Raw genomic sequence first — 25,021 nt, 5'->3', positions numbered from 1 at the left:
CTCTTCTCTCAGGCCGGTCACAAACGAAGCGAATTCTCCCCGGTGTAATAAGAGATGGACCTGGACGATCAGCACGCTGGCCGCGATAACTTATACTCGCCCGGTTGAGCCGGGACGGAGTCCCTTGGAGGGGACTTTTAAACTGGCTTGTTTGTCCAGGCACTCCAAAGATGCAGGTAAAGTCAAGTCAACTCGGGTTGCCTGGATTTCCTCACTATGCTAAAATTATTTCCAGAGCTTTTTGAAATTTATCCAAGGAGAGAAGGGATGGAAAATGTCAAAATTATTATTTTAGCCGCTGGACTTGGCAAAAGGATGAAATCAAAACACCCAAAAGTTTTGCACCCCCTCTGCGGTAAACCTATGCTGGAATATGTTCTGGAAATCGCCACTGCTTTAACCCCCCAGAAACCCGTGGTGGTCATAGGCCATGGGGGAGAAGAGGTAGCCAAAGTCGTGGGAGAAAGAGCTATCACAGTCCACCAGGGGGAGCTCCTGGGGACAGGCCACGCTGTTCTCAAGGCTTTGGAGACTTTAACCTCATGGCCTCCAGCAATCCTGGTCCTCTATGGTGATATGCCCCTTCTGAGAAAAGAGACCCTTGAAGAGGTTATCAGAGCCCATTGGGAGCAAAAACCCACCATAACTTTCTTAACTGTCCACTTATCCGAATCAATGGGTTTTGGAAGAGTGGTGCGGGATGAAAGCGGTAATGTGGTTAAAGTGGTAGAAGAAGCTGAAGCTAACCCCCAGGAAAAGGCTATAACTGAGCTTAACGTGGGAGTTTACTGCTTCCAGACCGAATGGCTTAAGGAGCACCTTCCGTCCCTCAAACCCCATCCCAATGGGGAATATTACCTCCCGGACCTCATCGGTGTAGCTATCGGGGAAGGGAACCCTGTGCAGACAGTGACCCTTAAGGACCCCGAGGAAGCCATGGGGATAAATAATAGATACCATTTGGCCCTGGCAGAAGCGGCCATGAGACGCAGGATAAATCGCTACTGGATGGAAAGCGGAGTTACGTTTATAAATCCAGAAGTCACCTATGTAGAAGCAGGGGTGGAAATAGGCAGGGACACCATCATTTACCCCCACACTTTCCTCTTGGGCAAAACGAAGATTGGTGAAGATTGCGTTATAGGCCCGGGAACTATCATAAAGGATTCCAGAATAGGGGACAAATGTGTTGTGGAAGCTTCAGTTGTGGAGGGGGCCGTTCTGGAAGAAGAGGTTAAAGTTGGGCCCTTTTCCCACCTCCGCCCAGGAACTCATCTGGCCCGAGGAGTTCACATAGGAAACTTTGCTGAAATTAAAAACAGCTATATAGGACCTGGCACTAAGGTTAACCATTTCAGTTACCTGGGAGACGCTACGGTCGGGGCCAAAGTGAACATAGGTGCAGGAACCATAACTTGCAACTTTGATGGTCAAACCAAGCATCCTACCATCATAGAGGATGAGGCCTTTATCGGAAGCGATACGATGCTGGTAGCGCCGGTTAAGGTGGGCAAGAAAGCTAAAACTGGGGCTGGCTCAGTAGTGACGAGAGATGTTCCCCCCGGAGCATTGGTTTACGGGGTTCCGGCGAAGGAGAAAAAATGAGCTACATTGCTCTATGGCTCTTAAGCCTGGCGGTTTTCTGGGCGAGTTTCGTCTTGAAAAACCTCTGGCTAAAGAGGCATAAACCTGATGAAGAAGGCAGATTTTCCTTTGACTTTTTAGCTGGCACTTCTCTTCTCCTGGCTGGAGCCAGTTCCTTCAGAGCTCTGGAGCCTTTCCTGCCACCATCATTAACTTTTCTCCTTGTGCTTCTCCTCAACGGTTTTTCAGCCATGCTCCTCCAGACTCTCGGTGAAAGGGTAAGCAGTTACCCTTCTCCTCTGGAAGGGCTATCTGAATTTGTTGCCCTGCTCCTGGCACCTTTGACCATCCTGTACAGCAAAGCCCGAAAAATTTTTGGTTTCAGAGAATCTGAAGGCGAAAAAACGCTGGGGTTGGGAAAGGAAAAACACGAAATTGTGGAAGGGGCAATGGACCTGGAAGAGACTATAGTGAGGGAAATAATGGTGCCCAGAATTGATTTAGTGACCTTGAAAGCTGAAGCCACCGTGGCGGAGGCGATAAAGCTGGCCACCGAAAGCGGCCACTCCCGTTTCCCCGCTTATGAGGATTCCATAGACAATATTGTGGGCATAATCCATGTGAAAGACTTGCTCCGGAAAGCATGGGAAGGGGGATGGGACGAACAGGTGAAAGCCATCCTTCGCCCTCCTTACTTTGTTCCTGAAACCAAAAACGCTGCTGAGCTCCTCAGGGAGATGCAACGTCAGAGAATCCATATGGCTATAGTGGTGGACGAGTACGGAGGAACTGCTGGGATTGTCACTCTGGAAGATTTGCTGGAGGAGATACTCGGCGAGATACAGGATGAATACGACCGCGAGGAACCCCTTATCCGTGAAATCGGGGAGGGGGAATACATCCTGGATGCCAGGCTCAGCCTTGAGGACCTGGAGGAAATTATCGGTAAAGAATTAGACCTGGAGGGTATTGACACTGTAGGGGGGCTGGTGTATAGTAAATTTGGAAGAGTGCCCGAAAAGGGAGCCCGTTTCCAGCTGGAAGGCTTCGATTTCGAAGTTCTATCGCTAGTCGGAAGACGAATAGGAAAAGTGCGTCTCCGGAAAATCGTGGAGGAGAGGGGAGAAAATGAAAGTGGAAAAGGTGAAACAGTGGAGTAAGATGGACAAGCTACGACTGTTGAACACCATATTTGAAAGTGATGAATACAGTCAGGAGCACCTTCAGGTGCTTGATATCTTGCTGGAAGATGAGGACCCGGACGTCAGGGCGAACGCTGCAATGGTTATCTGGAACTACCCCGAAGCCCATTTTATTGATAAACTCTTTGACCTGGCTCTTAACGATCCAGCGCAGGGGGTTCGCTCGCAAGCTATTAGAACCCTGGGCCGGTACATCTATGAAGGTTCCATAAACGAGTATGAGCTTTTTTCCACCGATCCTATGGCCGAGATCCTGGCTCCGGAGCTACCCTTTGAAGATTTCCTCAGGGTGAAGAATTTTCTCATCAGCGTCTTCCACAATGAAAGTTTGCCCCTGGAATCAAGGCGGCACGCTGTGGAGGCCCTGGGATTCCTTACCGACCCAGAAATCCTGGATATAATAGAGAAAGCCTACAATTGTCCTGACCTCCAGATGAAAGTGAGCGCTCTCTTTGCTATGGGCAGGAACAGCCACCAGAAGTGGGCTCCTATTATCTTGAAAGAGCTCAAGAACGATGTTTACGACATACGCTATGAGGCTGTTAGAGCGGCGGGGGAAGCGGGAGTAAAAGAGGCCACCCCCGACCTTATAGAAATCGCCCTGCACGAAAAAGATAAAGACCTGAGGATGGAAGCTATATGGTCTCTTGGCCTGATCGGTGGAGAAAAAGCCAAAAACACCCTCTCCAAATTGTGCTCAGATCCGGACCCTGATATCCGGGAAGTAGCGGAGGCAGCTTTAGAAGAGTGCGAGCTTTACGAAGAATCAGAGGAATGGCTTGATAATTTGTTGACGATTAAGGATTGAAGGCTTTCCTTAGCCAGAAGGTAGGCTCCTAAAAGCCCTGCCTCATCCCCAAGGGCGGCAGGCACTATTTCAAAGTCTTGCAGAAATTCCTTCATAGTAAGCTTTTTGACCACTTCCTCCGCTGGCTCCAGAAGCAATCTACCCACCTTTGCCACCCCTCCGCCTACTATTATCCTTGAGGGGTTAAAGATATGGATGAGGCTAACGAATCCAATTCCCAGATAGTAACCGGCTTCTCTGAATAGTTCCTGCGCTAAAGGATCTCCTTCAAGGGCAGCCATTGCCACTTCCTTTGCGCTCAGGCTTTCAATGGGGCCTTCCACAAACCTGGGGATGGAGGAATTGATTCCCTCTTTCAGGCGCCTCAAAGCCTCCCGAGCGATGGCTGGCCCCGAAGCCAGAGCTTCCAGGCACCCTATCCCCCCACAGGTGCATGGAGGGCCATCCGGTTTTACCACGATGTGGCCAACCTCCCCCGCAAAGCCCCCAGCTCCCAAAAGGAGGGAGCCATCCACAATTATACCACCACCTATGCCTGTGCTTACCGTAACGTAAATGATGTTGGAAAACCCTTTCCCAGCCCCCAACCTGTGCTCGGCCAGGGCTGCTACGTTAGCATCATTCCCCACAAAAGCCGGAACCCCAAAGCGTTTCCAGAGGATTTCGGCAAAGGGGATGTTTTCCCAGCCTGGCAAATTGGGAGCCGAAAGGATAACACCTCTCCATGGATCCAGAGGGCCAGGAGCTCCAACCCCTATGGCTGCAGGCTTCTCCCAGCCTTTCATCACTTCTTCAATAGCCGTGAAGATTCGACCTAAAGTAGCTTCTAACCCTTCATGAGCAAGGGTGGGAAGAATGTGGCGAGCCAGAGGTTTTCCCTCTTCGGTATAAAGGGCTGCTCTTATGCTGGTTCCGCCCAGGTCAACTGCCACAAAGTTTTTCATCTGAACCTCCCGGGTAAGCTCTTTCGCAAAAACCAGGATTATCACTTTGATTATATCACATCGGGGCTTCCAGTAGAATGCGATTGCCGCCTTTTTTAATACCAAAGTTCGGAATCGGGTATTACGACCAGGAATCTTATCTCCACTGCGAGCCCAGGGCTTAAAGTTTTATTCCGGCAGCATGAACTCGGTGAGAATTTGACCGTCCGGTAGATCTGACAAATTTGCATCCCTTATTTTTTGCGATAAAATGAACCAAAGGAGGAAAGATGTCGCGTTTTCATTCCGCAGGCGAAGAGGCGCTGTGGGAAAGGGTATTGCTCTATTTATTTGCCCGCTATGCTGAACTTCCCCTCTTGTCTTTGAGCTTTTCCTTGCTCAGAGGAAAATGGAAAAAGCTGGGACAGCTTCCTTTCCTTCGGTTTGCCCTGGGATGGACCTTAGCTGCACCTTTCGCGCGCTGGGCCGATACTGCTAAACCCCTCCCGTTCCCTCAGGTCCTGGAATTCCTGGAGCGAGTGGATGGCCCTATAGCAGTGGGGCCATGCCGTTGCCGTATATCCCACAGGGCATGCTCTCATCCTCTGGAAACTGATATTGTAATCCGCTCGGGAGTTGAAGCCTGGACAAAAGCTTTCCCCAAAGATTACCGCTTTATCACCTTTGAAGAAGCCAAAGAGATTATATCCGAGTGTCACAACCTGGGGATGTGGCAGATGGTGTTTGTCCATTGCCCGACCTACGGAAACACCGAGTATGTTATCTGTAATTGCTGCACCTGCGGTTGTGTCCCCTACATCCTGAACCGGGAACTCGGGCAGAGGGTTTACCCTTTCATCTTGGGGCCCTATATCTCTAAAACCGATTTAACTCGCTGCAGAGGCTTTGGGGAATGCGTGAGAGCGTGCCCATTTGGAGCGAGAGCTGTTGAGAACCATAGGAGCTATTTGAAAGGATTGTGCTTCGGCTGCGGGAGATGCGTTGAGGTCTGCCCAGTTGAAGCTATAACCATGGTTAGGCGCTATGAATCCGAAGAAATACACCCGGGAACCGTTCGCTCGGGAACGCTGTAACCTCTGCGGGGAGTGTTTTCACCGCTGTCCTGTTTTGAGCCTTCGCCCGCAAGAGGCAGCCAGGGAGATGGAAAGGCTCTTAAAGGGGAAAAGTTCCAGGATCCTCAAAGTTTGCACTTCGTGCATGGCCTGCAATACCTTTTGCCCTCAGGATGCCAGGCCCGCCAACCTTATTCTGGACCTCTGGCATGAAATATACAGGGAAAGAGGCCTTCCCCTTTACGCCCGCTATTTCCTCCCCCATTCCCGACCTAATTTCCGCACAGATATTGTCGCCCGGCTCCCACCAGAGGAGCGCCTGAAGTTAGCTGGATGGTCAAGAACGGAACCCATTCAAGAATTCCTCTATTCTGGCTGCAATCTTCTCATGGTCCCCTATTTGACTTTTTCCCGCCTCTTTCAGGGTATAGAAATAAGAGGTGGCTTAGATTACTGCTGTGGGGAAATGCTCTTCAGAATGGGGCTCTACGAGGAGGTGGAACAGGTAGCCGCCAGGCTTACCCTATGGTTCCGCAGGTTAAAGGCTGAGCACGTTTACGTCCTATGCACCGCCTGCTTCAACATGCTTAAAAATGTGCTACCACAGTTCGGGGCTGATTTCTCCAGCATACACTTTTCCCATTACTTTGAATTTCTCCTGGATGGCCTCAAAAGGGAGAATTTTGGCCCTGTGCGCCCCCTCAGGCTGAAAGTCACAGTGCAAGATTCCTGTCACTCTCGCCTCTTAGGAGAGGATTTCGCCGAAATTCCAAGGAAGATACTGAATCTGCTTGGAGTAGAAGTGACAGAAGCGCCCCACAATAGGGAAAGTCAGCTCTGCTGTGGCATTGGCGGTGGATTTTCTCCCTTCGCAGCCTATCACCCCTTTTCCATTCTGGCCTCAGCAAGGGCTACTTCACGGGATCACCGCCGGGTTAAAGCAGAGGCCACCTGTGTTTACTGCGCCGGGTGCCTGGCCATGTTTTCGGTAGCTCGCCTGGCTGACCCTAACCTGCGGCCGGTGATTCACCTTCTGGAGCTTGTCCAGTGGGCTATTGGGGAAAAACCATCTCGCCGGCAAAACTCCCTCGCTTTATGGCTGATATTGGGGACGGTGAGGCATCAATTCCCCCTTCTTTTAAGCCGGAAACGTTTCCATCACCCCCCAATACCGGAGGTTCCTGGAAATGGTGGGAGTTAAAGTGCTTTCAGCCCAGGACCAATACACACACTTTCCCATCTACCAGGGGGTATCTTACTGCGATGCTGTGCGCCTTGCTGGAGAAGGTCAGATGCTGAAAGTCCTGCCGGGCTCCATCAAAGTCTGCCGCTGGTCCCCTGTAGTTCTGGGCTTTAAGGAAGCCAGGAAACCCTTTGAACTCCGGCTTTCTCCAAGGCTTCAGTTTCCCACCACAGGCTTTCTCCTGGGTCCTCTGGAGGATTTCCCGGTAGACCCGGAAATCGTGATAATCCGGACTGATTTCTTCTCTTTGAGAAGTCTGATTGAGAGAGCTGGAAGGGAATGGCTCTGGTGTGGGCACGGCAACCGCCTGGAAGTTTCAGCCAATAACTTAATGACAGAAGGCCAAGCTCCGGGGGCCTGGCTGATAACTGCGGTTAACAAAGCCTTGAGCAAACTTGCCCCTCTGAGGGGCTGGCAAAGTTTAACCCGTTTTCTCTTCAGAAGCTACCTCATCACTGCCGGATACGAAGCTGTTATTTCCCGCACCCTCGCCGACATGTCCCTGTGTCGCAATTCTACTGTAATTCCTCTTCTTACCGGGCGTGTAAACGTCTCTTTTTTCTGCACCGGCGGCATAAACTGGGGAATGAACAACCCTGACCACCTGACCTCCGGCTGGCCCTGGGAGGTTTTCACTCGCCTGAGGAGGTAAAGGAATGGAAGAACGAGCTATTTTTACCCGGTTCCCAGCCCTTAAAGGTAAGGTTCCCTTCATCCAGCTCGCCACACTCCCAACTCCGCTCACCTTTATGGAGAAGCTTTCTTCCCGGTTCGGAGCAGAAATCTGGGTTAAGAGAGATGGTCTAACTCATCCCGTTTACGGGGGGAACAAGATACGCAAATTTGAGTTTATATTTGCCGATATCCTGCGCCGTAAAGCCCGCGTTGTGATAACGGGAGGGGCCCTTGGCTCCCATCATACCCTTGCCACAGCTGTAATCGCTCATCAGTTCGGGATTAAAGCTGTTTGTTGCTATTTCTGTGAACCCATAGGCGAAGAGGTGCGGCGAAATCTCCTTATGAGCGTGCCTCTGGGAATTGAAGCCCACTTCTGCGGCGATTATCCCGGGCTTGCCTTATCTTTTATATGGCAGTATCTGCGCCACTTTTCCCTTTCCCGCAAACTTCCTTATTTTATCTATCCAGGTGCCTCAGGAACCCTTGGCATTCTGGGTTATGTCAACGCCGCTTTAGAAATCAAAGAGCAACTAGATACGATGAATATTCCCGAACCCGAAGCTATCTTCGTAGCAGTGGGTTCCTGCGGGACTTTCGCGGGGCTTCTTTTGGGAGCGAGGCTGGCAAACCTGAAAAGCCGGATCATCGGAGTCAGGGTGATTGAAGAAAGCATTGCTAATCGGCCTAAGGTGGCTCGTATGGTTAACAGGACCGTCCGCTTTCTCCGGAAGCTTGACCCCGGAGTACCCCCGATGGAACTGAAGCCGGATGAAATAATATTGATAGGGGAGTATCTTGGGCCAGGCTATGCTCACCCTACCCCCGAATCTTCAAGGGCTGTAGAATTGACGGCGGAGCTTGAGGGTCTACCCCTCGAAACCACCTACACCGGCAAGACAATGGCTGCCCTGCTGGACTACGCCAGAGCTAATCCTCGCTCCCGTTTGCTCTTCCTGGACACTTTTGCTGAAAAGCCTTCCCTTAAAGAGGGAGATTATCGCCTGCTTCCCAGACGTTTCTGGCCTGTGTTCAACCCCTCACACCGTGTGCCCTGCTGGTGCATTACTGGCTGGCTGAAACCAGGATATTGTTGGAAAAAATCTATAACCCCGCGCGAAGGCTTTTAATAACTCTGAAAAGGGGCTCGTTAAAAGCGCGGGAAAAGCGTCAGACATGAGTAAAAATTAAGCTCTTATTTCCTGCCTCTGGAAAAGCACATAACTCAAGGCGAAAAGCAAGATCGTAGAAGCTACCAGTCCTGTGAGGTGAGGCCAGATGAGAAGGAGGCTCTGGCTCAGAGGCAAAGGAGAACCTAGAATAGCCCCCTGCAGTTGGAAAGCCAGCAGCGGCCCAAGGGCCCGGATCTCGGGTCGAAGAAGGGCTAATGTTATTTCTCCATACAAAATATTTGGTGAAAGACGCGAAAGAGCCATAGTAGCCTGAACCTGGGCAAGGTATTCTTCCGGTAAACCGAAATGGACAGGTCGCAGCAGGGGAGCCAGTGCCTCAGCAATCGTAACCCAGAAAGCGGAGAAAAAGAGCCATACAGCTATGGAGGCCAGGGCGGCTGTAGCGGGCTGCCTGAAGATTACGGAAAAGAGCAAAGCTACAGCGAGCCATATCCCGCCGTAGAATAGACAGGCCCCTAAATGCAAAAAGCTCCTTAAAACCTCCTCCCCCCTCGGAGGTACGCCCAGCAGAAGTAGCCCCAGACCCATCACCAAAAGCCATATTGCTACCAGCATCAAGGCCAGGGTGAAAAAACCTGCCAGGAACTTGCCGAAGAGAAGAGCATCGCGGTAGATGGGTTGAGCAAGAAGGCGAGAAATAGTCCGGCGGTTAAATTCACCGTTAATAGCATCAAAAGCCAGAGCTATAGCTACCAAAGGGACAAGGAAACCTAAAAGGCCCACAAAGGCCGGCAAAGGCTCCCTGTTCTCTGTAAAAAGCTTGAGGAATAAAAATGGGTCATGCCCTATAACAGTTCTTATCTTTTGAATAGCAGCATAAACGGTTACGAAAGCTGTGAGAGCTATGAGCGCTTCCAAAATCTGCATCCGGACACTGGTCAAATGGTCGGCCATCTCTTTGGTCATTACTGCCCATAAGCCTTTCCAGGGCGAACCCTCACGCTCAGCTCTGAGGTTCATTTTTCCACCTCCAACTTTTCAAAATAGCCAGTGTAAACTTCATCAAGGTTTGGCTCTTCAACCGCGAGGCCTCTGAAAATTCCTCCGGCTTCCAAGATGGCCCGCACAGTTTCTGAACGCACATCTTTTTCCGCTTTAGCCTCGTAAATTCCAGGAGCCGGCTGGTATACTTCAAGGACGCCGGGGACGCTTCGCAGGGCTTTAATGATGGCCTCAGGAGAGCCCTGGGCTTCCAGACGGATTCTGTAAGCATAACCCAGAACTTTGAGGGCTAACTCGCTAACGGTGCCTTCCAGCACCATCTTTCCCCTGTGGAAAAGGCCCACGCGGTCGCATATCTTCTGAACCTGAGATAATATGTGAGAAGAAAGCAAAACGGTTATCCCACGCCTTTTAAGCTCTTTGACCATTTCCAGGAATTCCCTTGCTCCTTCGGGGTCAAGCCCTTGGGTAGGCTCATCCAGGATAATTAAACTGGGGTTTTTTATGAGAATTTCCGCCAGCCCCAGGCGTTGTCGCATACCCCGGGAGAAGGCAGCTACAGGCTTATCGGCCACATCTTTGAGGCCAACCTGTTCCAGAGCTTGCTCTATGCGTTTATAAGCTTCGCGCCTGGAAAGACCGTTGAGCTTTGCTATGTAAATCATGTTCTCTCTGGCGGTTAAATCATCGTAAAAGCCTACCAGCTCCGGGAGATATCCAACCCTGGACTTAACGCTCAGGGGCTGGCGGGTAGGGTCAAAACCCAAAACCCTTACACTGCCAGAGGTAGGTTCAGTGAGGCCCAGAAGCATGAGGATAGTAGTGGTTTTTCCAGAACCGTTGGGCCCCAGCAAGCCGAAAACTTCCCCTTCCTGGACCTTGAGGTTGAGCTTATCCACCGCCACAAGCTCACCATAGCGTTTGGTGAGCCCGACCGTTTCTACAACCCACCTTGTCATAGGGTTCACCTCTTGTCAAAGGGGTTAGCGCCGGCCGAAGCGCATTACAGCAAGAGCTACCACAAGAACAGCCACAGCGATTATTCCCAAACCGACCACACCCCACAGGGTTGAAGTTAACACAGTAATGCGGAAATCGGCGGAAGCACTGGACCCCTCTTTAGGGGTAGCATTAAGGGTCAGCATGTAGTCTCCAGCCACTGCCTTTTCCGACGGGCGCACCTTAACCGTCACTTCTACCTGCTTTCCCACAGGGATTTCGTCGATTTCATCGCTGGGTTCGAACTCCACACTCCATCCTGAGGGCTCATAGGCATTCAGTTTTACTCCGTAGGCCGGAGCGGAACCGTTGTTCTGGATCACAACTCTAAGGGGGGATTCACGGCCAGCGTAAGCTTGACCCGAGAGCCTACCATCAGGGGTAGTTATAGACAAGCGAGGCTGACCGGTTATCTCAGCTACGAGAGTAGCAGAGGTTTCCACTTCAGGCCCCTGGACTCTTATATTTATGGGATAGCTCCCAGCTGGCAATTCAACGAAGGGCTCAACTTCTACCGTCAAGCGTTCTGAACTATTAGCCTTTATCGGGATGCTGGATACATCTTTCCCGTAAGACTTGAAGCTTACAATGAACCCCTTAGGAACATCAGCGCTCAAGTTCACCGTTATATCCTCATCGCCTTCGTTCTTCACGGTTACATCGTAGCGGAAAGTGGTGGTGGAAGTCCCTTTAAGGGTCGGAAGCTCGACCTCCATGGAGAGCCTGGGGGGCAATTTCTCTTTAAAAACCAGCTCCAGAGGGAAAGAGGCGACAGCTCCAGCACTTTCAGCTACTACGGTAAAGGTAAAGGCTCCTGAAGAAAGCCCGGGAGGCAGTTCAAGCCTCAGAGAAACGGATGCTTCCTCACCTGGCCGGAGGTAAACCGCCTGAATTATGTCTCCTCCTCCCCGGAAAGTAGCAGTCCATCCTTCGGGCAGGTCTTTTACATTGAGGCGGACAGTAAGGGGATATAAGCTGTTATTCTTGACGGTAAGATCAAAATAGGGGGTTTTCCCCGGTTCAATAACGCGGGAAGGGTAACGGGTAAAAATAACTAGTCCCTCGGAAGGTCCCTGGGCGAAGACTGGTGCGACCACCAGAGCCAGCATTATAGGCAAAACCACCCAGTAAAGCCGCCCCATTTCCATCACCTCCTCGAAGGTTTGCTATTACAGGGAAAAAAATTATATGAAGTGCGATAGGGTTGTCAAGCTCGCACGGCTCCTGCGCAAGAAGACCATTACCAGTCTGTAAAGTTCCTGACGCTGAGGTCTTGCGTAGGGGCTGAACATTTTGCTCTATTTTCCAGCACCCAAACTCCTGCCATTTTCCTGAACAGCTTGCTCCCGGCCAGTAGAAGATGCTTCCACCTTTGCAGCCTCCTCCAGAGCTGGATAACCCCGCCTTTATCCCCAATGAATTCAGAGGCGGGGTTCCAGAAGCGAGGGTAACCCTTTAGGGAAGAAAGGTCTGAGCACCAGCAGGATTGTTCTCCCAAACTCTTCTATAAAAGGGGCTATGAGGGAAGCGATTCTGGTCTCAAGGATGGCTTTTCGGTATTGATCCCACCTGAGCCAGTTAACTTTTAAGGCGTGATCCAGGAAAAAGAGAACAAGACTGATTAAAATCAGCGCAAAGAGCAATCCGAAAATCATCCCACCCATTCTGTCGGTTATTGTCAGGTATCGCCCCCTGGGTGGTTTCAAAAAGTCAAGGGCGATGTAGAGGAAGAAGGAGAAAAAGCCCGCCAGTAGCAGGGTAAAGGTCAAAATTTCCGTAAATGGTAATGGTAAATCGAAGTTAAGGGCGAACCATCTGGCAGGTCTCTGGAAAACCAGAGTGGTCGCCAGAGTAGCAAGGTAAAGGCATACCACATCAATTAACTCTCTTAAGCTTCCCCTGCTAAAGCCCCAGAACGCCCCAGCACCAAGCCCAAGAAGGATGAGACCGTCCAGTGGATTAAAAATCATGGTTCAGTATTCCTTCGCTTTTTCCTCGCCCCTCAGCACCCTCAGAGCTCCCTGAGCCATGGCCAGCATTTCATCCTCCCCTGGATAAACCAGGATGGGAGCGATCCATCCCACTCTTTCTTTTATCCAGCCTACCAGCATTTCAGAGCGAGCGAGGCCTCCGGTTAGCACGATAGCGTCTATTTCTCCCTTGAGGACCGTAGCCATTGCTCCTATTTCCTTGGCAATCTGATAGGCCATGGCTTCGTAGATAAGGCGGGCACGTTCATCTCCCTGAGCTATGCGCTTTTCCACTTCCCTTGCATCGTTGGTGCCAAGGTGGGCCAGAAGTCCTCCTCTGCGAGTTACTTTGATAATCATCTCTTCGTAAGTGTAGCGAGTTTTATCGTAAGGCGGGACTGAATAGCACATTCTTATGAGATCTCCGATGGGCAATCCGCCAGCCCTTTCCGGGGAAAAGGGGCCGGTTCCATCCAGAGCCTGATTTACATCCACCATTCTGCCCTTGCGGTGGGCTGAAACTGATATCCCGCCGCCCATATGGACTATGACCAGGTTGAGTTCCTGGTAGCTTTTTCCAAGATCCCTGCCAGCTTTGCGGCCTGCCGCTTTTAAGTTCAGAGCATGGGATAGGCTCTTACGTTCTATTTCCGGAAGGCCTGAAATTCGGGCAATATCATCAAATTCATCAACGCACACTGGATCCACCACAAAAGCGGGAACTCCTGCTTTCTGCGCTATTTCGTAAGCCAGAAAAGCTCCCAGGTTTGAGGCATGTTCCCTTTCCTTGGGCGCCCCGAGGTCTTCCAGCATTTTTTGGTTTATGAGGTAAGTGCCGCTCTCCAGAGGGCGCATTATCCCTCCCCTTCCCACCACTGCGCTGAGGGATGAAAGGGCAACCCCGCTTTTTTCCAGAAACTTCAGCACTGCATCCCGGCGCAGGGGATATTGCTCTACAATTCTTTTGTACTGGAGAAGCTCCTCGGGCGAGTGGTATATCTCTTCCCTCAAGATGCAATTTTCATCCTCAAAAAGAGCAATTTTGGTTGAAGTAGAGCCAGGATTTATGGTTAAAATCAGGAACATGGCTTAACCCTCCGTTGTGAAGATTATTTTCCCCAAAGTTTGGCGAAGGGTTTCCGGGTCCACAGGCTCCACAAGATGGAGCCCGGCCGTTGTCCTCAGAAGGCGAGACAAATTCGCAGGCACAGGACCTTTAACCAAGAAGATGAATTTTCTGGCGAAAGCCGGCTCTATCTCCACTGCCTTTCTGTAAAATTCAAAACAATCTTCCGAAAACTCCGGAGACAAAAGACAAAAGATGGCTGAAAGCTTTTCCTTCCCCATTAATTCCAGAGCTTCCGAAAGGCTGTAAGCTTTCAAGCAGCGGTAGCCCCAGGAAGAAAAGGTCCTCTCCATTTCCAGAATACGAAGCCCCTTACCCATAAGGAGAACAGTTGGGCTCTGGCTTTTTTCCAGCTCCCTGAGGGTCTTGAGAGCCCAATCTGGCTCCGGAACCACAATGGGAATCTCTACCCCGAAGCGAACCCCTCCTTCGGGAAGATTTTCAGCCCATACGGTGCCACCGTGTCGGGCTATGATGCTGTATGTTATGGACAGTCCCAGCCCTTCATGCCCATCCTTCCCGCTCACAAAGGGATTGAATATGTGCGGAAGTATATCTTCAGGTATGGGGGGGCCATCGTTTATGAACTCAATGACGATCATGGGCTCTGGGCTTTCCTGCTTTCTTGTGCGGACTATGAGTTTTCCTCCGCCCTTGGGTTTGAGGGCTTGGTAGGCATTGATTATTATTTGCTCAAAAGCTTGCTGGAGCTGGTATGGATCACCCCCTGTTTCCGGAAGGTCAGAAGCTAACTCTCTGGTTACCTCTACGTTGTTGCTCTTCAGTTCCGAATGATAGAAAGCTAAGGTTTGTTCCACGATCTGGTTTACATTCACTCTGAGCCGCGGAGCTGGCCTTTGTTCGGCAAAATCGGCTATGGCTTTCACGATGTTGGATGCCCTTCGGGCATTAGCTTCCATCTCTTGCAATGCTTCCCTTACTTTTTCAGGGATAGGTTCCATTTGCAGAAGAGAGGCATATCCAAGGATTACAGCCAGAGGGTTGTTGAGTTCGTGGGCCAGAGCCGAGGCCATCTTGCCCAGGGAAGCCAGAGTGTGGGTCTGCAAGAGGCGATTCTGCAGGGCTAATTTTTCCGTTATGTCTTCAAAGATTACCACCATTTTCTCCACTAAACCCGTCACGCCTATTATTGGGTGGTGAATTATTCGGAAGGTCCGGTTCTTGAGGTGCCAGAGTTTTTCTCTGCCATTGGGTATATTTTGAGGGGTAACAGGAGGGTGGATATCGCGAAGGGATGGAAAAACTTCGTAAACGGTGCGACCGATCAGTTCTCTGCAAGGAAGCCCCGCCAATTTTCCGAAAGCTTCGTTGGCCCTGAGGATGCGAAAGCCTGGATCCACTAAAACGATGCCTTCACGGATTCCGTTAAAGGTTTCATCCCATTCTTCGCCAGCCTTCTTTACCTCCCGGAACAAGATTGCATTATTTATGGCTACTGCGGCCTGATCAGCAATAGCGCGAGCGATGGAGATTTCCATTGGGGAGAAGTAGCGAGGCTCATCGCAGAAGATGGCTATACTTCCCAGCAGTTTCCCCCGGTGGAAAAGGGGAAGGTAGAGAGCAGAACTTATGCCTTCGTCCATAGTGGCTCCGCGAATGCTGATGAAGAATGGGTCTTTCAAAATGTCGCTTACCATCAAAGGAGGCGGGGCTTCTTCAAGGTCCGGGGGCCATATCTGGAGGGATTCAATCAAGGATACGTAACCAGCGGAGAGGCCATCGCTGGCCACGCACCGGAGTTTTTTCTCCTCGTCAAACAACAAAATTGCACTGCGGTCCGCATCAAGAAGCCCGATGATTAACCCCTTGAGCAGGGAGAGAATTCCATCAAGGTCCAGGTAAGAGTTTAACACCCTTATGGAATCCTGAAGGGAGGCAAGCTGGTGGTAACGAGTTTGGATTTCATGGTAGAGGCGGGCATTTTGGATGGCCATTGTCAGCTGATAGGCTACAGCCTGGAGAAGTTGTATTTCGGTGGCGGAGAACTCCCTCTTTTCCCCTTTAACTTCAATCCCTATGGAGCCGACAATGTTTTCCTGATGGATTAGAGGTATAAACAGGAGCGAACGGATTTCGGCCATAGCCAAAAGAGTGCGGATCTGCTCCAGAAGAGGTTCAGCTTCCACATCGGGGACGACAAGAGGTTTGCGGGTTTCTATAAGGTAAGACAAAGCTGGATAGGTTCTGAGGTCAAATTTCAGGCCCAGGGAATCCTGAATCGGGAATTCGGCTTCCACCGTCCCTTCCATTTTGTCCAGATCAAAAAGTATGATGGCACAGTGGCTTACTCCCAGAGTTTCCACGATTTTGGCTGCCGCTGTGTTCAATATTTTCCGGATGTCAAAGGAAGAGCTGGCCAAAGAGGCTATTTCCTGAATCAAGGTTCTGTGGAGCACTTCCTGGGCGAGGTCCTGAAGCTGAGCATCAAGGCCGCGGCGTAATTTTATATTCTCCAGAGCTACCGAGGCTTGTTCGGCAAGGGCTACCAGGAGTTCCTGCTCATCGGGAGAGAATCCCCTTTTTACCTCTTTAGTCCCCACCAGAACGCCAAGGATTTTCCCGGCAGCATGGATAGGAATGCAGAGGCAACTTCCGGCTTGTGGATAGATTTCAGCACATTGAGGATCGCTCTGGGCCTCAGCAAGGTGGGAAATTTCGCCGGTGCGGGCCACGCGCGAGACGATGTTTTCAGAATAGAGGCTCAGCTCCCTTCCCCCACCTTCCTTCAGTTCTACCAGAACCCCACGGCTTTCATCCAGAAGCCAGAGACTGGATGAGGAAACTCCCACCACATCCCGGGCTATGGTTATTACTACTTGGGCTATCTCCCGTTCATCTGAGAGGAGGGGGAGTTTACGGCTCAGCTCGTAGAGGGCTTTGAGGCGTTCTCGCAGAGTTTTTTCGACCGTCACGCTTTTGCGCACTTCCCGGCGAAGGGTTAAGTTCCAGATGTAGAGGAAGAAGGTTGTTAAAAAGAGGAAAATTACAAGTCCAGAGACGCGGATAAGCAAAGGCATAACTGCTATTCTGGGGTGAATCTCCGCAGAGGTGCCAAACCATTTCTGATAAAGAGCTGCCAGGGTGCTGTTGCTTTCCAGGATCTCAAGGCCAGTGTTAAGGATGGAGAGAAGTTCTTCCTCGCCCTTCCTGACAGCCATACAGTAAGGGGATGGGAAAAGGGGAGCCCCTACTGTTTTTACCTTTTCCTCGGCTCCGGCTTTCTTAAGGATGAAAAGGCCGACCCATTTGTTTCCAACGAAGGCATCTACCTTTCCTTCCAGGAGAAGTTCTAACCCTTCCTCCTGGGTTTCAACTGCCAGGATGTTGATTTCGGGCAAGGTGCTCAGGTAATCGTATGAGACATCGCCTTTCTGAACTGCTACTTTGAGGCCCTTAAGGTCGTTAACGGAAGAGATACCCTGGCGGTCTGCCAGGATGAAGATAGTGGAGTAACTCTGGAGGAATGGGCGGGAGAAGCTGTAAATGGTGGCTCTTTCGGGGGTATAGCGCATCCCTTGGATGGCATCAACCCGGCCTTCTTCCAGAGCTCTGCGCGCCTCTTCCCAGAGCATCGGCCTTATCTCAACTTCTACACCCAGGTTGAGAGCGAGGGAATAGACCAGGTCTACGTTGAAGCCTTTGTACTCGTTCCCTTCCACGTATTCAAACGGAGGAAAAGCATAATCCCCAGCGATTACGATTTTGCCTTTGCGGGCAAGCCATTCCTTCTGAGAAGGGGACAGAGCGGGCTTCTTCAATGTAAGCAGGTTGAAATATACACCCGCTCCCGCAAGAAGAGCCAGAACAATCCCTAAGGCCAGTAAAATTTTGGGTCTGGATAACAAGTCCCGGATTTTGATAATCATTGAATGTATTTGCCTATGAGCAAACGAAGTTTTTCTTTGAGCTCCTGGGGAATAAGATCTCTCTGGGTGACGATGGCATCAGCCAGGGCCCGCGAGCATGCGCAGGTCCTCTCTTCGGGGATAGCGGAAATGAGGTAACGGAGAGCTTCTTGAGCTATTTTCACGTTGGCTTCCAAGTTTCTTATCACCATTTCAGCTGTAACAGGCTCTTCGGTTTCATGCCAGACGTCGTAGTCGGTAACGTGAGCCATTACTGAGTAGCAGATCTCGGCTTCTCGGGCCAGCTGGGCTTCTGGAGAGGCCGTCATCCCGATTATATCCACACCCCACTGACGGTAGATGCGGGATTCACCTTTTGATGAAAAACGAGGCCCCTCAATAACGATAAAGGTTCCTCCTCTGTGGACTCTTGCGCCAGTCTTTTTCACAGCTTGGTAAACGAGCTCTGAGAGTTCCGGGCAGAACGGTTCAGCAAAGGATACGTGGACTACTATCCCATCTCCGAAGAAAGAATAAGCTCTTTTCCCTTTGGTATGGTCAAAGAGCTGATCTGGAATGACGATGTCCCTTGGGGCGATTTCCTCTTTCATGGAGCCACAAGCGCTTACGGCTATTATCCTTTCGACGCCGAGGGATTTAAGAGCCCAGATGTTGGCCCGGTAATTAATTTCGCTGGGCATTATGCGATGGCCACGGCCGTGCCTTGGGAGGAAAGCGACCCTTTTTCCCTCCAGAGTCCCTATTACTATGGCGTCGGATGGGTCACCGAAGGGGGTCGAAACTTTCACCTCTTCTACGTCAGTAAAACCTTCCATTTTGTAAAGGCCGCTTCCTCCAATAATGCCTATTTTGACGTGTTCCATAGGCCACCTCCGATTATTAGGTTAACAACAGCTTGCCTGTGCTTTAAATCCTGCTATCAAGATATTGCTTCGCTTTGCCCGCGAAGAGCGAAGCAAATATATCTCTCAGCCCCAGGAACAAAGGGTTTTCGCTCCTTTCAACCCCCGATTATTTCCCACCATTGTAGGTCTGAGATTCGCTACGGTTAAAAGTCCCACTTGGGGGCAAGCTGGCTGATCGTTTCCTGATTTTAAGGCTCCTATAGAGCACCATCAAACTCCTCTGACACTTTCTCGCCCTTGATTATCTGCCCACAGGAGATTGTCTCGCTCACAGTTGAGTTTAAGCCATTGCTTTAAGCAGATCCACCAATCGGTCAATTTCCTCCCTGGTGTTCATTTCGGTCACGCACAGGAGCATGCAATTTTTAAGATGTGGATAGTCGCGGCCTAAATCATACCCGCCAATGATTTTGTGCTGAAGGAGCTGACGGTTTATCTCTTCAGGAGGGATAGGACAGCGCACCACGAACTCTTTGAAGAAGGGTTTTTTGTTGATCACTTGGTAGCCAGGGATCTCTCCGATACGCCTGGCGGCATAGTGGGCTTTATGGTAGCAGAGTTCGGCCACTTTCCTCAGCCCCTCTTTGCCCATGGTAGCCAGGTAAACACCAGCGGCTAAAGCACAGAGGGCTTGATTGGTACAGATGTTGGAGGTAGCCTTCTCGCGCCGTATGTGTTGCTCCCTGGCGGAAAGGGTCAGCACGAAGCCTCGCTTACCCTCGACATCCACTGTCTCTCCCACAAGGCGCCCCGGCATCCTGTGGACGTATTCCATTTTGGTGGCAAATATCCCCAGATATGGCCCACCAAAGGCCACAGGATTCCCCAGGGGCTGCCCCTCTCCTACAACTATGTCGGCTCCATACTGGCCAGGGGGCTTGAAAAGCCCGAGGGATATTGGGTCAACCACCACCACAAAGATGGCGCCAACCTCATGGATTCTCTCCGCCAGGCCTTCCACCGGTTCCAGTTCGCCGAAAAAGTTGGGGTTCTGGATGATGAAACAGATGGTATCCTGATCCAAAAATTTCAAAAGGTCATGGATGTCAGCTTCCAGATCTTCATCTCCTATTACGTCCATATCCATGCCCCGGATATAGGCGCGCAGAACCTGACGGTATTCGGGGTGGACGGCTGGGGAAACGATGATTTTGCGGCGCTTGCGGCGGTGTATGTTGTAGGCCATAAGGGCTGCTTCGGCCATAGAAGTTGCACCATCGTAGTGGGAGGCGTTGGCCACTTCCATGCCTGTAAGCTGGCAAATCATGGTCTGATACTCAAATATGCTCTGAAGGGTGCCCTGGCTTATTTCCGGTTGGTAGGGGGTATAAGCGGTGTAGAATTCACCCCTGCTCAGGATATGCTTGACAACGCTGGGTATAAAGTGGTTGTAAGCTCCAGCCCCCAAAAAGCAGGTGTAATGATCCAGGTCAGCATTCATTTCGGCCATCTGACGGATTTCCCGCAGGATTTCAACCTCGGAAAGCGGTTCAGGAAGGTTGAATTTCACGTATCGGACCTGAGGGGGGATGTCGGAGAAGAGTTCTTCAATGTTTTCCACGCCTATAGCCCGGAGCATTTCTTCCCGATCTTTATCGGTAGAAGGGATATAAGGGTTATTCATCAGCGACCTCCCTTGGCTTCTTCTTCAGCTACAAATTTCTCGTATTCCTCAGGGCTCATGAGGGCATCCCACTCGGAAGGCTTGGTGGGGCGGAAACGGATGAGCCAGCCTTCGCCGTAGGGGTCTTTGTTGACAAGCTCAGGGGCAGTGGAGAGAGCTTCGTTTACAGCGGTAATCTGTCCGCTCATGGGCATATAACAATCGGCGGCAGCTTTTACAGATTCGATAACCCCAAAGGCATCGCCCTGGGAGAAGACATCTCCTACGTCTGGGAGCTCCACATAGACTACATCGGAAAGCTGGGTTTGAGCGTAATCGGTTATCCCGCAGGTGGCTTCAGGGCCATCCAATCTGACCCATTCATGGGTTTTGGTATAGCGGGCTCTGGGATCAAGCTTCATCGCTTACCTCCCGAGAAGGGTTTAACTTCACATCAATTTTACCATTTAAGGGCTTCTCCGCCAAATTAGCGGGGTTTAAAGGCCACCTTCCAGGCGTTTTCCTTTAGCTTTCTGATTTGCTCTTCGCTCAGGCCTATCTCTTCTCTTGCTACCTTGTATTCATGTTCCAAGGTGATGTTGCTTATTCCTGGGTCATCGGTGTTGAGGGTAGCTAAGAGGCCTCGTTCCAGGAATACGGGTAATGGGTGTTCACGGTAGGATTTCACCACACCTGTTTGGAGGTTGCTGGTGGGGCATACCTCAATGCCTATGCCTTTTTCTGCCAGCAGGTCCATAACGGATGGGTCTTTTACGGCGGAGGTGGCGTGTCCAATCCTTTCGGCTCCCAGTTCCAGAACTGCCTGACGGATGCTTTCAGGGCCTGTGACTTCTCCAGCGTGAATGGTAATGTGAAGGCCAGCTTCTCGCACTTTTCGGAAGTGCTCTACGAAAAGGCTACCCGGGAAGTGGATTTCATCTCCCGCAAGGTCCACCCCTATGAGTTTTTCATCGCGGCCTTTGAGGATAGCTTCAAGTTCTTTCCAGCAAAGTTCGGGCCCATAAGTTCTGGATAGAATTCCTATGAGCCGCACCTCAATCGGGAAATCCCTCATACCCTGGTCAACTCCTTCGCACACAGCCCTTACCACGCCCACGGGGTCCAGATGGTGTTCTTCGGCCATAAAAAGAGGGGAGAAACGCAGTTCAATGTATTTGATCCCTTCCCTGAAGGCATCTTCCACGTTTTCATAAGCCACACGGCGACAGGCATCGTAGTCCACCAGCACCTTTTTCATCCACTCAAACTTGGTGAAAAAAGCTAAGAGACCGGGCTGAGGCGTTGAGACCTGAACGTAAGGACGAAGCCCTTCTACGTCCCACGCTGGAAGAGGGAGACGATGTTTACGGCCCAGGTCCAGTATTGTCTCCAGACGTATGTTTCCATCCAGATGGCGGTGTAGTTCAGCCAGAGGGTATTCTTCGTTCATGGCTCCTCTCCTTTTACTGTTGTGGGGTTATAGCTTCCAGGAGCTTTGCGATTTTTTCGGCCCTGGCTTTTGCCTCCTCTAACCTTATTCTGTGTTTTTCCACAACTTCCTGGGGGGCTTTTTCCAGAAATTCTCTGTTGGCTAAGAGTGCTTCGGCCCGGGCAACTTCCTCTTCTGCCTCAGACTTTTCCCTGAGAAGCCGCTTCCTTTCCGCTTCCAGATCTATAATCTCAGCCAGGGGAAGGTAAATTTCAATGGTTCCGGCTGTGAGGGCAACTGCGCCGGGTGGCCTGGAGTGAACTTCCTCTTCTATGGTGAGTTTTTCCTCATCCAAGTGCGCCAGGAAGGCAAGCTCTTTTCTGAGGGAATTAAAAATTGAGGTTTTTTCCCCTGCCGCAATTATGGCGTGGATGCGCTTGCCAGGCTCAACTCGATATTCAGTCCGGGCATTTCGTATGGTTCGCACTGTTTCTATGAACAGTTCCAGGTCCTTCTCTGCTCCTTCATCCAGAAAGTTTGGATTGAATTCAGGCCAGGGGGCAACTATGAGAGGAGTATGGGTATTGGGAAGGTAGCTCCATAGCTCTTCGGTAATGAAAGGCATGTAGGGATGGAGAAGGCGCAACACTCTATCCAGGACGTGAACCGCTACTTCCCTTACCAGATCCGTGGCCTGGGGGTCGAGCCCATAGAGCCTGGGCTTTATCAATTCCAGGTACCAGTCGCAGTATTCACCCCATATGAACTCGTAGAGTCTGCGGCCCCCTTCCCCGAACTGGAAAGCTTCCATAAGGTCAGTGACTTCTTTTATAAGGTTCTGAAGCCTTGAAAGGATCCAGCGTTCGGGCAGGGGGAGCTTTTCTCTTTCCGGGATCCCCTGAGGTCTCCAGCTTTTGGGGAGGTTAGAGAGGACGAGGCGGGCTGCATTCCACAGTTTATTGGCAAAATTGCGGCTTCCTTCAACTTTCTGAAGGGAAAGCTTCATGTCACTCCCGGGAGAGGAGCCAGTGAGTAAGGTGAAGCGAAGGGCATCGGTCCCGTAACGGTCCATGATATCCACGGGGTCTATGACGTTCCCGAGGGATTTGCTCATCTTACGGCCCTTCTCATCCCGCACAAGGCCGTGGAGGTAAACGATACTGAAGGGGATTTTGCCCGTGCATTCCAGGCCCATCATGATCATCCTGGCGACCCAGAAGAAGAGGATGTCGTAGCCTGTTTCCATTACAGTGGTGGGGTAGAAATAACGCATGTCTTCGGTGTCATCGGGCCAGCCCAGGGTGGAAAAAGGCCACAGGGCTGAGCTGAACCAGGTATCGAGGACATCCTCATCCTGACGTATTTTAGTGCTTCCGCATCTGGGACAATTCTGAGGATCCTCCCGGAGGGCCATTTCTGCTCCACAATCATCGCAGTACCAGACGGGGATGCGGTGTCCCCACCAGAGCTGTCGGCTTATGCACCAGTCTTTGATGTTTTCCATCCAGTCGAAGTAAACTTTCTCAAACCTTTCAGGGATGATGCGGATCTGGCCTTCTTTGACTACGGCTATAGCTTTTTCGGCGAGGGGTTTGGAGCGAACAAACCACTGGATTGATATCCGGGGTTCTATGAGGGTCTGGCAACGGTAACATCTGCCTGGAGCGTGGAGGTGCGGTTCTGTTTTGGAGATGAGGCCTTCTTTTTCCAGATCCTGAAGTATACGACGGCGACACTCGAAACGGTCCAGCCCCTGGTAAGGGCCTGCTTCCTGGTTCATAGTGGCATCTGCGTTCATGACGTTTACAGCAGGCAACCCCCGGCGGCGACCTATTTCGTAATCGGTGGGGTCGTGGGCAGGGGTAACTTTGACTGCTCCGGTACCAAAATCTCTATCTACAGCTTCATCGGCTATTATGGGTATCGGACGTCCGAGGGCCGGCAGGATGGCGGTGCGCCCTACCAGGTGTTTATAGCGTTCATCATCAGGGTGAACGGCTACAGCTGTATCGCCCAGGATGGTTTCGGGCCTGGTGGTAGCCACAATGATGAATTCAGTGGCACCCTTGCTCCAGTTCCCAGTCCCCCATTCTCCCTGAGGGCCTTTCCATTGCTCGTTTACAAGGGGGTATTTGACATACCAGAGGGTCCCCTCTTCTTCCTCGTGGTCCACCTCCAGATCGGCCAGGGTTGTGGCGCAGCGGGGGCACCAGTTTATTATATACTCCCCCCGGTAAATAAGTCCTTTTTCATAAAGCCTGACAAAAGCTTCTCTTACAGCTCGGTTCAGTCCTTCGTCCAGAGTGAAGCGTTCCCTGGTCCAATCGCAGGAGGCTCCCAGGCGTCGGTGCTGGTTGGCGATTATGGAGCGATATTTCCGGACCCACTCCCAGACCCTTTCCTCAAATTTCTCTCTTCCGAGGTCGTGGCGGGTTAGGCCCTCTTTGGCTAATTCCCTTTCTACCACATTCTGAGTAGCTATTCCTGCATGATCCTCTCCCGGAACCCACAGGGTGGGGTCGCCTTTCATCCGGTGGTATCGGATCATGAGGTCTTCAATGGAGGCGGTTATAGCGTGGCCCAGGTGAAGTTCCCCAGTCACGTTAGGAGGTGGCATAGAAATAACGAAGGGCTTTTTGGCGGGGTCAATTTTGGGGGTGAAGAATCCACCTTCCTCCCACATTTTGTATATTCGTTCTTCCACCTTTTTGTGGTCATAGGTTTTAGGCAATCTATGCATCTTTCACCCTCCTTGAGCCGATTATTAAAAAACCCCTTCCGCCGCAAGGACGGAAGGGGCATGAGCCTTCCGCGGTACCACCTTGCTTCCACCCTCAGGTGAGGTGGCACTTCTGGGCTGTAACGGGCCCTTCCCCGTGAAGGACTACTTACCTTTCATCCCCCCAGCTCCCGGGCGACCTTCGGCGGGCTTTGAGCGAGGAGGGTTTACAGCCGCCGACCCTCCCTCTCTGGCGCCTCCCCCCGCCTACTCCTCCCGTTCGTCGCTTTTATTATATTATACCATTTTCATACAAGGGAGCAAACCAGAAAAATTGAAATGCAATGGAACCCCCTCATAGATACAATTCAGGCGTCCAGGCGTTCGCATCCCAACAGGTTGCACGCAAGCCACCCATGGTGGAGAGAATCAGGTGGGCGTCGGAAAAGGCAAAGCCATTGTCCGGGTAGCGAAACATCGGCATGTCTCGCCGCCAGAGGTTAACATATCTGGAAGAGCGGGGAAGAGGAATTATCTGGGCTAACTCTTCGCTGGACCAGGGTGACCTGCCATCCGCAGAGCCTGAGCGACTGTGGCGACAATGACTCGGTTGTCAGGGCCCCAGGCAGGGCCACGCCGCGTTTACGGGCTGCACCCCCGACAGTTGGCCTTGTGGTCTCGTTTTTCATCCAGCGCAGGTATTGATAATCTTCCACGTCCATCCTGCCCTTAGGTAAAGT

At 51.3% G+C, this 25,021-nt stretch carries 19 protein-coding genes and 1 other annotated feature; of the genes, 7 read left to right on the top strand and 12 right to left on the bottom strand.

Annotated elements, in window-relative coordinates:
• Positions 1-267: 267 nt before the first annotated feature.
• From glmU to NZ653_01195, 3 genes are read left to right on the top strand one after another with little or no spacing between them, the layout of a single operon-like run.
• Complete coding sequence (gene glmU / locus NZ653_01205) at positions 268-1,605, top strand: bifunctional UDP-N-acetylglucosamine diphosphorylase/glucosamine-1-phosphate N-acetyltransferase GlmU (protein MCS7285746.1); 1,338 nt, start codon at positions 268-270, stop codon at positions 1,603-1,605.
• Positions 1,602-2,744, top strand: coding sequence for a hemolysin family protein (locus NZ653_01200; GenBank protein MCS7285745.1), 1,143 nt, complete (start codon positions 1,602-1,604; stop codon positions 2,742-2,744). Before glmU ends, NZ653_01200 begins: the two co-directional genes overlap by 4 nt.
• Complete coding sequence (locus NZ653_01195) at positions 2,713-3,594, top strand: HEAT repeat domain-containing protein (GenBank protein MCS7285744.1); 882 nt, start codon at positions 2,713-2,715, stop codon at positions 3,592-3,594. The genes NZ653_01200 and NZ653_01195 overlap by 32 nt, the downstream gene beginning before the upstream one ends.
• On the opposite strand, the gene NZ653_01190 is transcribed toward NZ653_01195, so the two are convergent.
• The gene (locus tag NZ653_01190; GenBank protein ID MCS7285743.1) at positions 3,543-4,538 is read right to left on the bottom strand and encodes an ROK family protein; all 996 of its coding nucleotides are present in this window, start codon (positions 4,536-4,538) and stop codon (positions 3,543-3,545) included. The genes NZ653_01195 and NZ653_01190 overlap by 52 nt on opposite strands.
• A gap of 269 nt (positions 4,539-4,807) precedes the next feature.
• Here NZ653_01190 and NZ653_01185 point away from each other — a divergent pair, with 269 nt between their 5' ends.
• The 4 genes from NZ653_01185 to NZ653_01170 are packed head-to-tail and all read left to right on the top strand — an operon-like array spanning position 4,808 to position 8,638.
• Complete coding sequence (locus NZ653_01185) at positions 4,808-5,611, top strand: 4Fe-4S binding protein (GenBank protein ID MCS7285742.1); 804 nt, start codon at positions 4,808-4,810, stop codon at positions 5,609-5,611.
• The gene (locus tag NZ653_01180; GenBank protein MCS7285741.1) at positions 5,562-6,791 is read left to right on the top strand and encodes a (Fe-S)-binding protein; all 1,230 of its coding nucleotides are present in this window, start codon (positions 5,562-5,564) and stop codon (positions 6,789-6,791) included. The genes NZ653_01185 and NZ653_01180 overlap by 50 nt, the downstream gene beginning before the upstream one ends.
• Positions 6,778-7,485, top strand: coding sequence for a DUF169 domain-containing protein (locus NZ653_01175; GenBank protein ID MCS7285740.1), 708 nt, complete (start codon positions 6,778-6,780; stop codon positions 7,483-7,485). The genes NZ653_01180 and NZ653_01175 overlap by 14 nt, the downstream gene beginning before the upstream one ends.
• A gap of 4 nt (positions 7,486-7,489) precedes the next feature.
• Positions 7,490-8,638, top strand: coding sequence for a pyridoxal-phosphate dependent enzyme (locus tag NZ653_01170; GenBank protein ID MCS7285739.1), 1,149 nt, complete (start codon positions 7,490-7,492; stop codon positions 8,636-8,638).
• Positions 8,639-8,695: 57 nt separating this feature from the next.
• Here the strand turns inward: NZ653_01170 and NZ653_01165 are convergent, their stop codons facing one another.
• The 11 genes from NZ653_01165 to NZ653_01115 form a co-directional block, all read right to left on the bottom strand.
• A complete protein-coding gene (locus NZ653_01165; GenBank protein ID MCS7285738.1) occupies positions 8,696-9,661 on the bottom strand; it encodes an ABC transporter permease in 966 nt (321 codons plus the stop codon).
• Complete coding sequence (locus NZ653_01160) at positions 9,658-10,602, bottom strand: ABC transporter ATP-binding protein (GenBank protein ID MCS7285737.1); 945 nt, start codon at positions 10,600-10,602, stop codon at positions 9,658-9,660. The genes NZ653_01165 and NZ653_01160 overlap by 4 nt, the downstream gene beginning before the upstream one ends.
• Positions 10,603-10,626: 24 nt before the next feature.
• Positions 10,627-11,784 (bottom strand): NEW3 domain-containing protein, encoded by a 1,158-nt coding sequence (locus NZ653_01155; protein ID MCS7285736.1) that lies wholly within the window; start codon positions 11,782-11,784, stop codon positions 10,627-10,629.
• Positions 11,785-12,063: 279 nt separating this feature from the next.
• Positions 12,064-12,612 (bottom strand): CvpA family protein, encoded by a 549-nt coding sequence (locus tag NZ653_01150; protein MCS7285735.1) that lies wholly within the window; start codon positions 12,610-12,612, stop codon positions 12,064-12,066.
• A gap of 3 nt (positions 12,613-12,615) precedes the next feature.
• Complete coding sequence (gene buk, locus NZ653_01145) at positions 12,616-13,698, bottom strand: butyrate kinase (protein MCS7285734.1); 1,083 nt, start codon at positions 13,696-13,698, stop codon at positions 12,616-12,618.
• 3 nt (positions 13,699-13,701) lie between these two features.
• Entirely contained in the window at positions 13,702-17,625 is a 3,924-nt protein-coding gene (locus tag NZ653_01140) for a transporter substrate-binding domain-containing protein (GenBank protein MCS7285733.1), read from the bottom strand.
• Complete coding sequence (gene mtnP / locus NZ653_01135) at positions 17,622-18,488, bottom strand: S-methyl-5'-thioadenosine phosphorylase (protein MCS7285732.1); 867 nt, start codon at positions 18,486-18,488, stop codon at positions 17,622-17,624. Before mtnP ends, NZ653_01140 begins: the two co-directional genes overlap by 4 nt.
• Before the next feature lie 322 nt (positions 18,489-18,810).
• Entirely contained in the window at positions 18,811-20,154 is a 1,344-nt protein-coding gene (gene gcvPA / locus NZ653_01130; GenBank protein ID MCS7285731.1) for an aminomethyl-transferring glycine dehydrogenase subunit GcvPA, read from the bottom strand.
• Complete coding sequence (gcvH, locus tag NZ653_01125) at positions 20,154-20,555, bottom strand: glycine cleavage system protein GcvH (GenBank protein MCS7285730.1); 402 nt, start codon at positions 20,553-20,555, stop codon at positions 20,154-20,156. The genes gcvPA and gcvH overlap by 1 nt, the downstream gene beginning before the upstream one ends.
• A gap of 65 nt (positions 20,556-20,620) precedes the next feature.
• Positions 20,621-21,583 (bottom strand): adenosine deaminase, encoded by a 963-nt coding sequence (add, locus tag NZ653_01120; protein MCS7285729.1) that lies wholly within the window; start codon positions 21,581-21,583, stop codon positions 20,621-20,623.
• A 13-nt stretch (positions 21,584-21,596) separates the two neighbouring features.
• Positions 21,597-24,302, bottom strand: coding sequence for a valine--tRNA ligase (locus NZ653_01115; protein ID MCS7285728.1), 2,706 nt, complete (start codon positions 24,300-24,302; stop codon positions 21,597-21,599).
• 42 nt (positions 24,303-24,344) lie between these two features.
• Positions 24,345-24,574, bottom strand: a binding site (T-box leader).
• Positions 24,575-25,021 lie beyond the last annotated feature (447 nt).

It is taken from the genome of Anaerolineae bacterium (genome assembly GCA_025062375.1).
In the GTDB taxonomy this organism is placed as follows: Bacteria; Chloroflexota; Anaerolineae; order SpSt-600; family SpSt-600; genus SpSt-600.
This window is presented reverse-complemented; position numbering and strand designations above follow the sequence as displayed.

Bases quoted from the DNA above. Each gene is read 5' to 3' on its own strand.
- NZ653_01180 (MCS7285741.1), top strand. From the start codon at position 5,562: ATGAATCCGAAGAAATACACCCGGGAACCGTTCGCTCGGGAACGCTGT.
- gcvH (MCS7285730.1), bottom strand. From the start codon at position 20,555: ATGAAGCTTGATCCCAGAGCCCGCTATACCAAAACCCATGAATGGGTC.
- NZ653_01165 (MCS7285738.1), bottom strand. From the start codon at position 9,661: ATGAACCTCAGAGCTGAGCGTGAGGGTTCGCCCTGGAAAGGCTTATGG.
- NZ653_01140 (MCS7285733.1), bottom strand. From the start codon at position 17,625: ATGATTATCAAAATCCGGGACTTGTTATCCAGACCCAAAATTTTACTG.
- glmU (MCS7285746.1), top strand. From the start codon at position 268: ATGGAAAATGTCAAAATTATTATTTTAGCCGCTGGACTTGGCAAAAGG.
- NZ653_01190 (MCS7285743.1), bottom strand. From the start codon at position 4,538: ATGAAAAACTTTGTGGCAGTTGACCTGGGCGGAACCAGCATAAGAGCA.
- NZ653_01115 (MCS7285728.1), bottom strand. From the start codon at position 24,302: ATGCATAGATTGCCTAAAACCTATGACCACAAAAAGGTGGAAGAACGA.
- add (MCS7285729.1), bottom strand. From the start codon at position 21,583: ATGAACGAAGAATACCCTCTGGCTGAACTACACCGCCATCTGGATGGA.
- NZ653_01185 (MCS7285742.1), top strand. From the start codon at position 4,808: ATGTCGCGTTTTCATTCCGCAGGCGAAGAGGCGCTGTGGGAAAGGGTA.
- NZ653_01195 (MCS7285744.1), top strand. From the start codon at position 2,713: ATGAAAGTGGAAAAGGTGAAACAGTGGAGTAAGATGGACAAGCTACGA.
- NZ653_01155 (MCS7285736.1), bottom strand. From the start codon at position 11,784: ATGGGGCGGCTTTACTGGGTGGTTTTGCCTATAATGCTGGCTCTGGTG.
- NZ653_01160 (MCS7285737.1), bottom strand. From the start codon at position 10,602: ATGACAAGGTGGGTTGTAGAAACGGTCGGGCTCACCAAACGCTATGGT.
- NZ653_01175 (MCS7285740.1), top strand. From the start codon at position 6,778: ATGGTGGGAGTTAAAGTGCTTTCAGCCCAGGACCAATACACACACTTT.
- gcvPA (MCS7285731.1), bottom strand. From the start codon at position 20,154: ATGAATAACCCTTATATCCCTTCTACCGATAAAGATCGGGAAGAAATG.
- NZ653_01200 (MCS7285745.1), top strand. From the start codon at position 1,602: ATGAGCTACATTGCTCTATGGCTCTTAAGCCTGGCGGTTTTCTGGGCG.
- NZ653_01150 (MCS7285735.1), bottom strand. From the start codon at position 12,612: ATGATTTTTAATCCACTGGACGGTCTCATCCTTCTTGGGCTTGGTGCT.
- mtnP (MCS7285732.1), bottom strand. From the start codon at position 18,488: ATGGAACACGTCAAAATAGGCATTATTGGAGGAAGCGGCCTTTACAAA.
- NZ653_01170 (MCS7285739.1), top strand. From the start codon at position 7,490: ATGGAAGAACGAGCTATTTTTACCCGGTTCCCAGCCCTTAAAGGTAAG.
- buk (MCS7285734.1), bottom strand. From the start codon at position 13,698: ATGTTCCTGATTTTAACCATAAATCCTGGCTCTACTTCAACCAAAATT.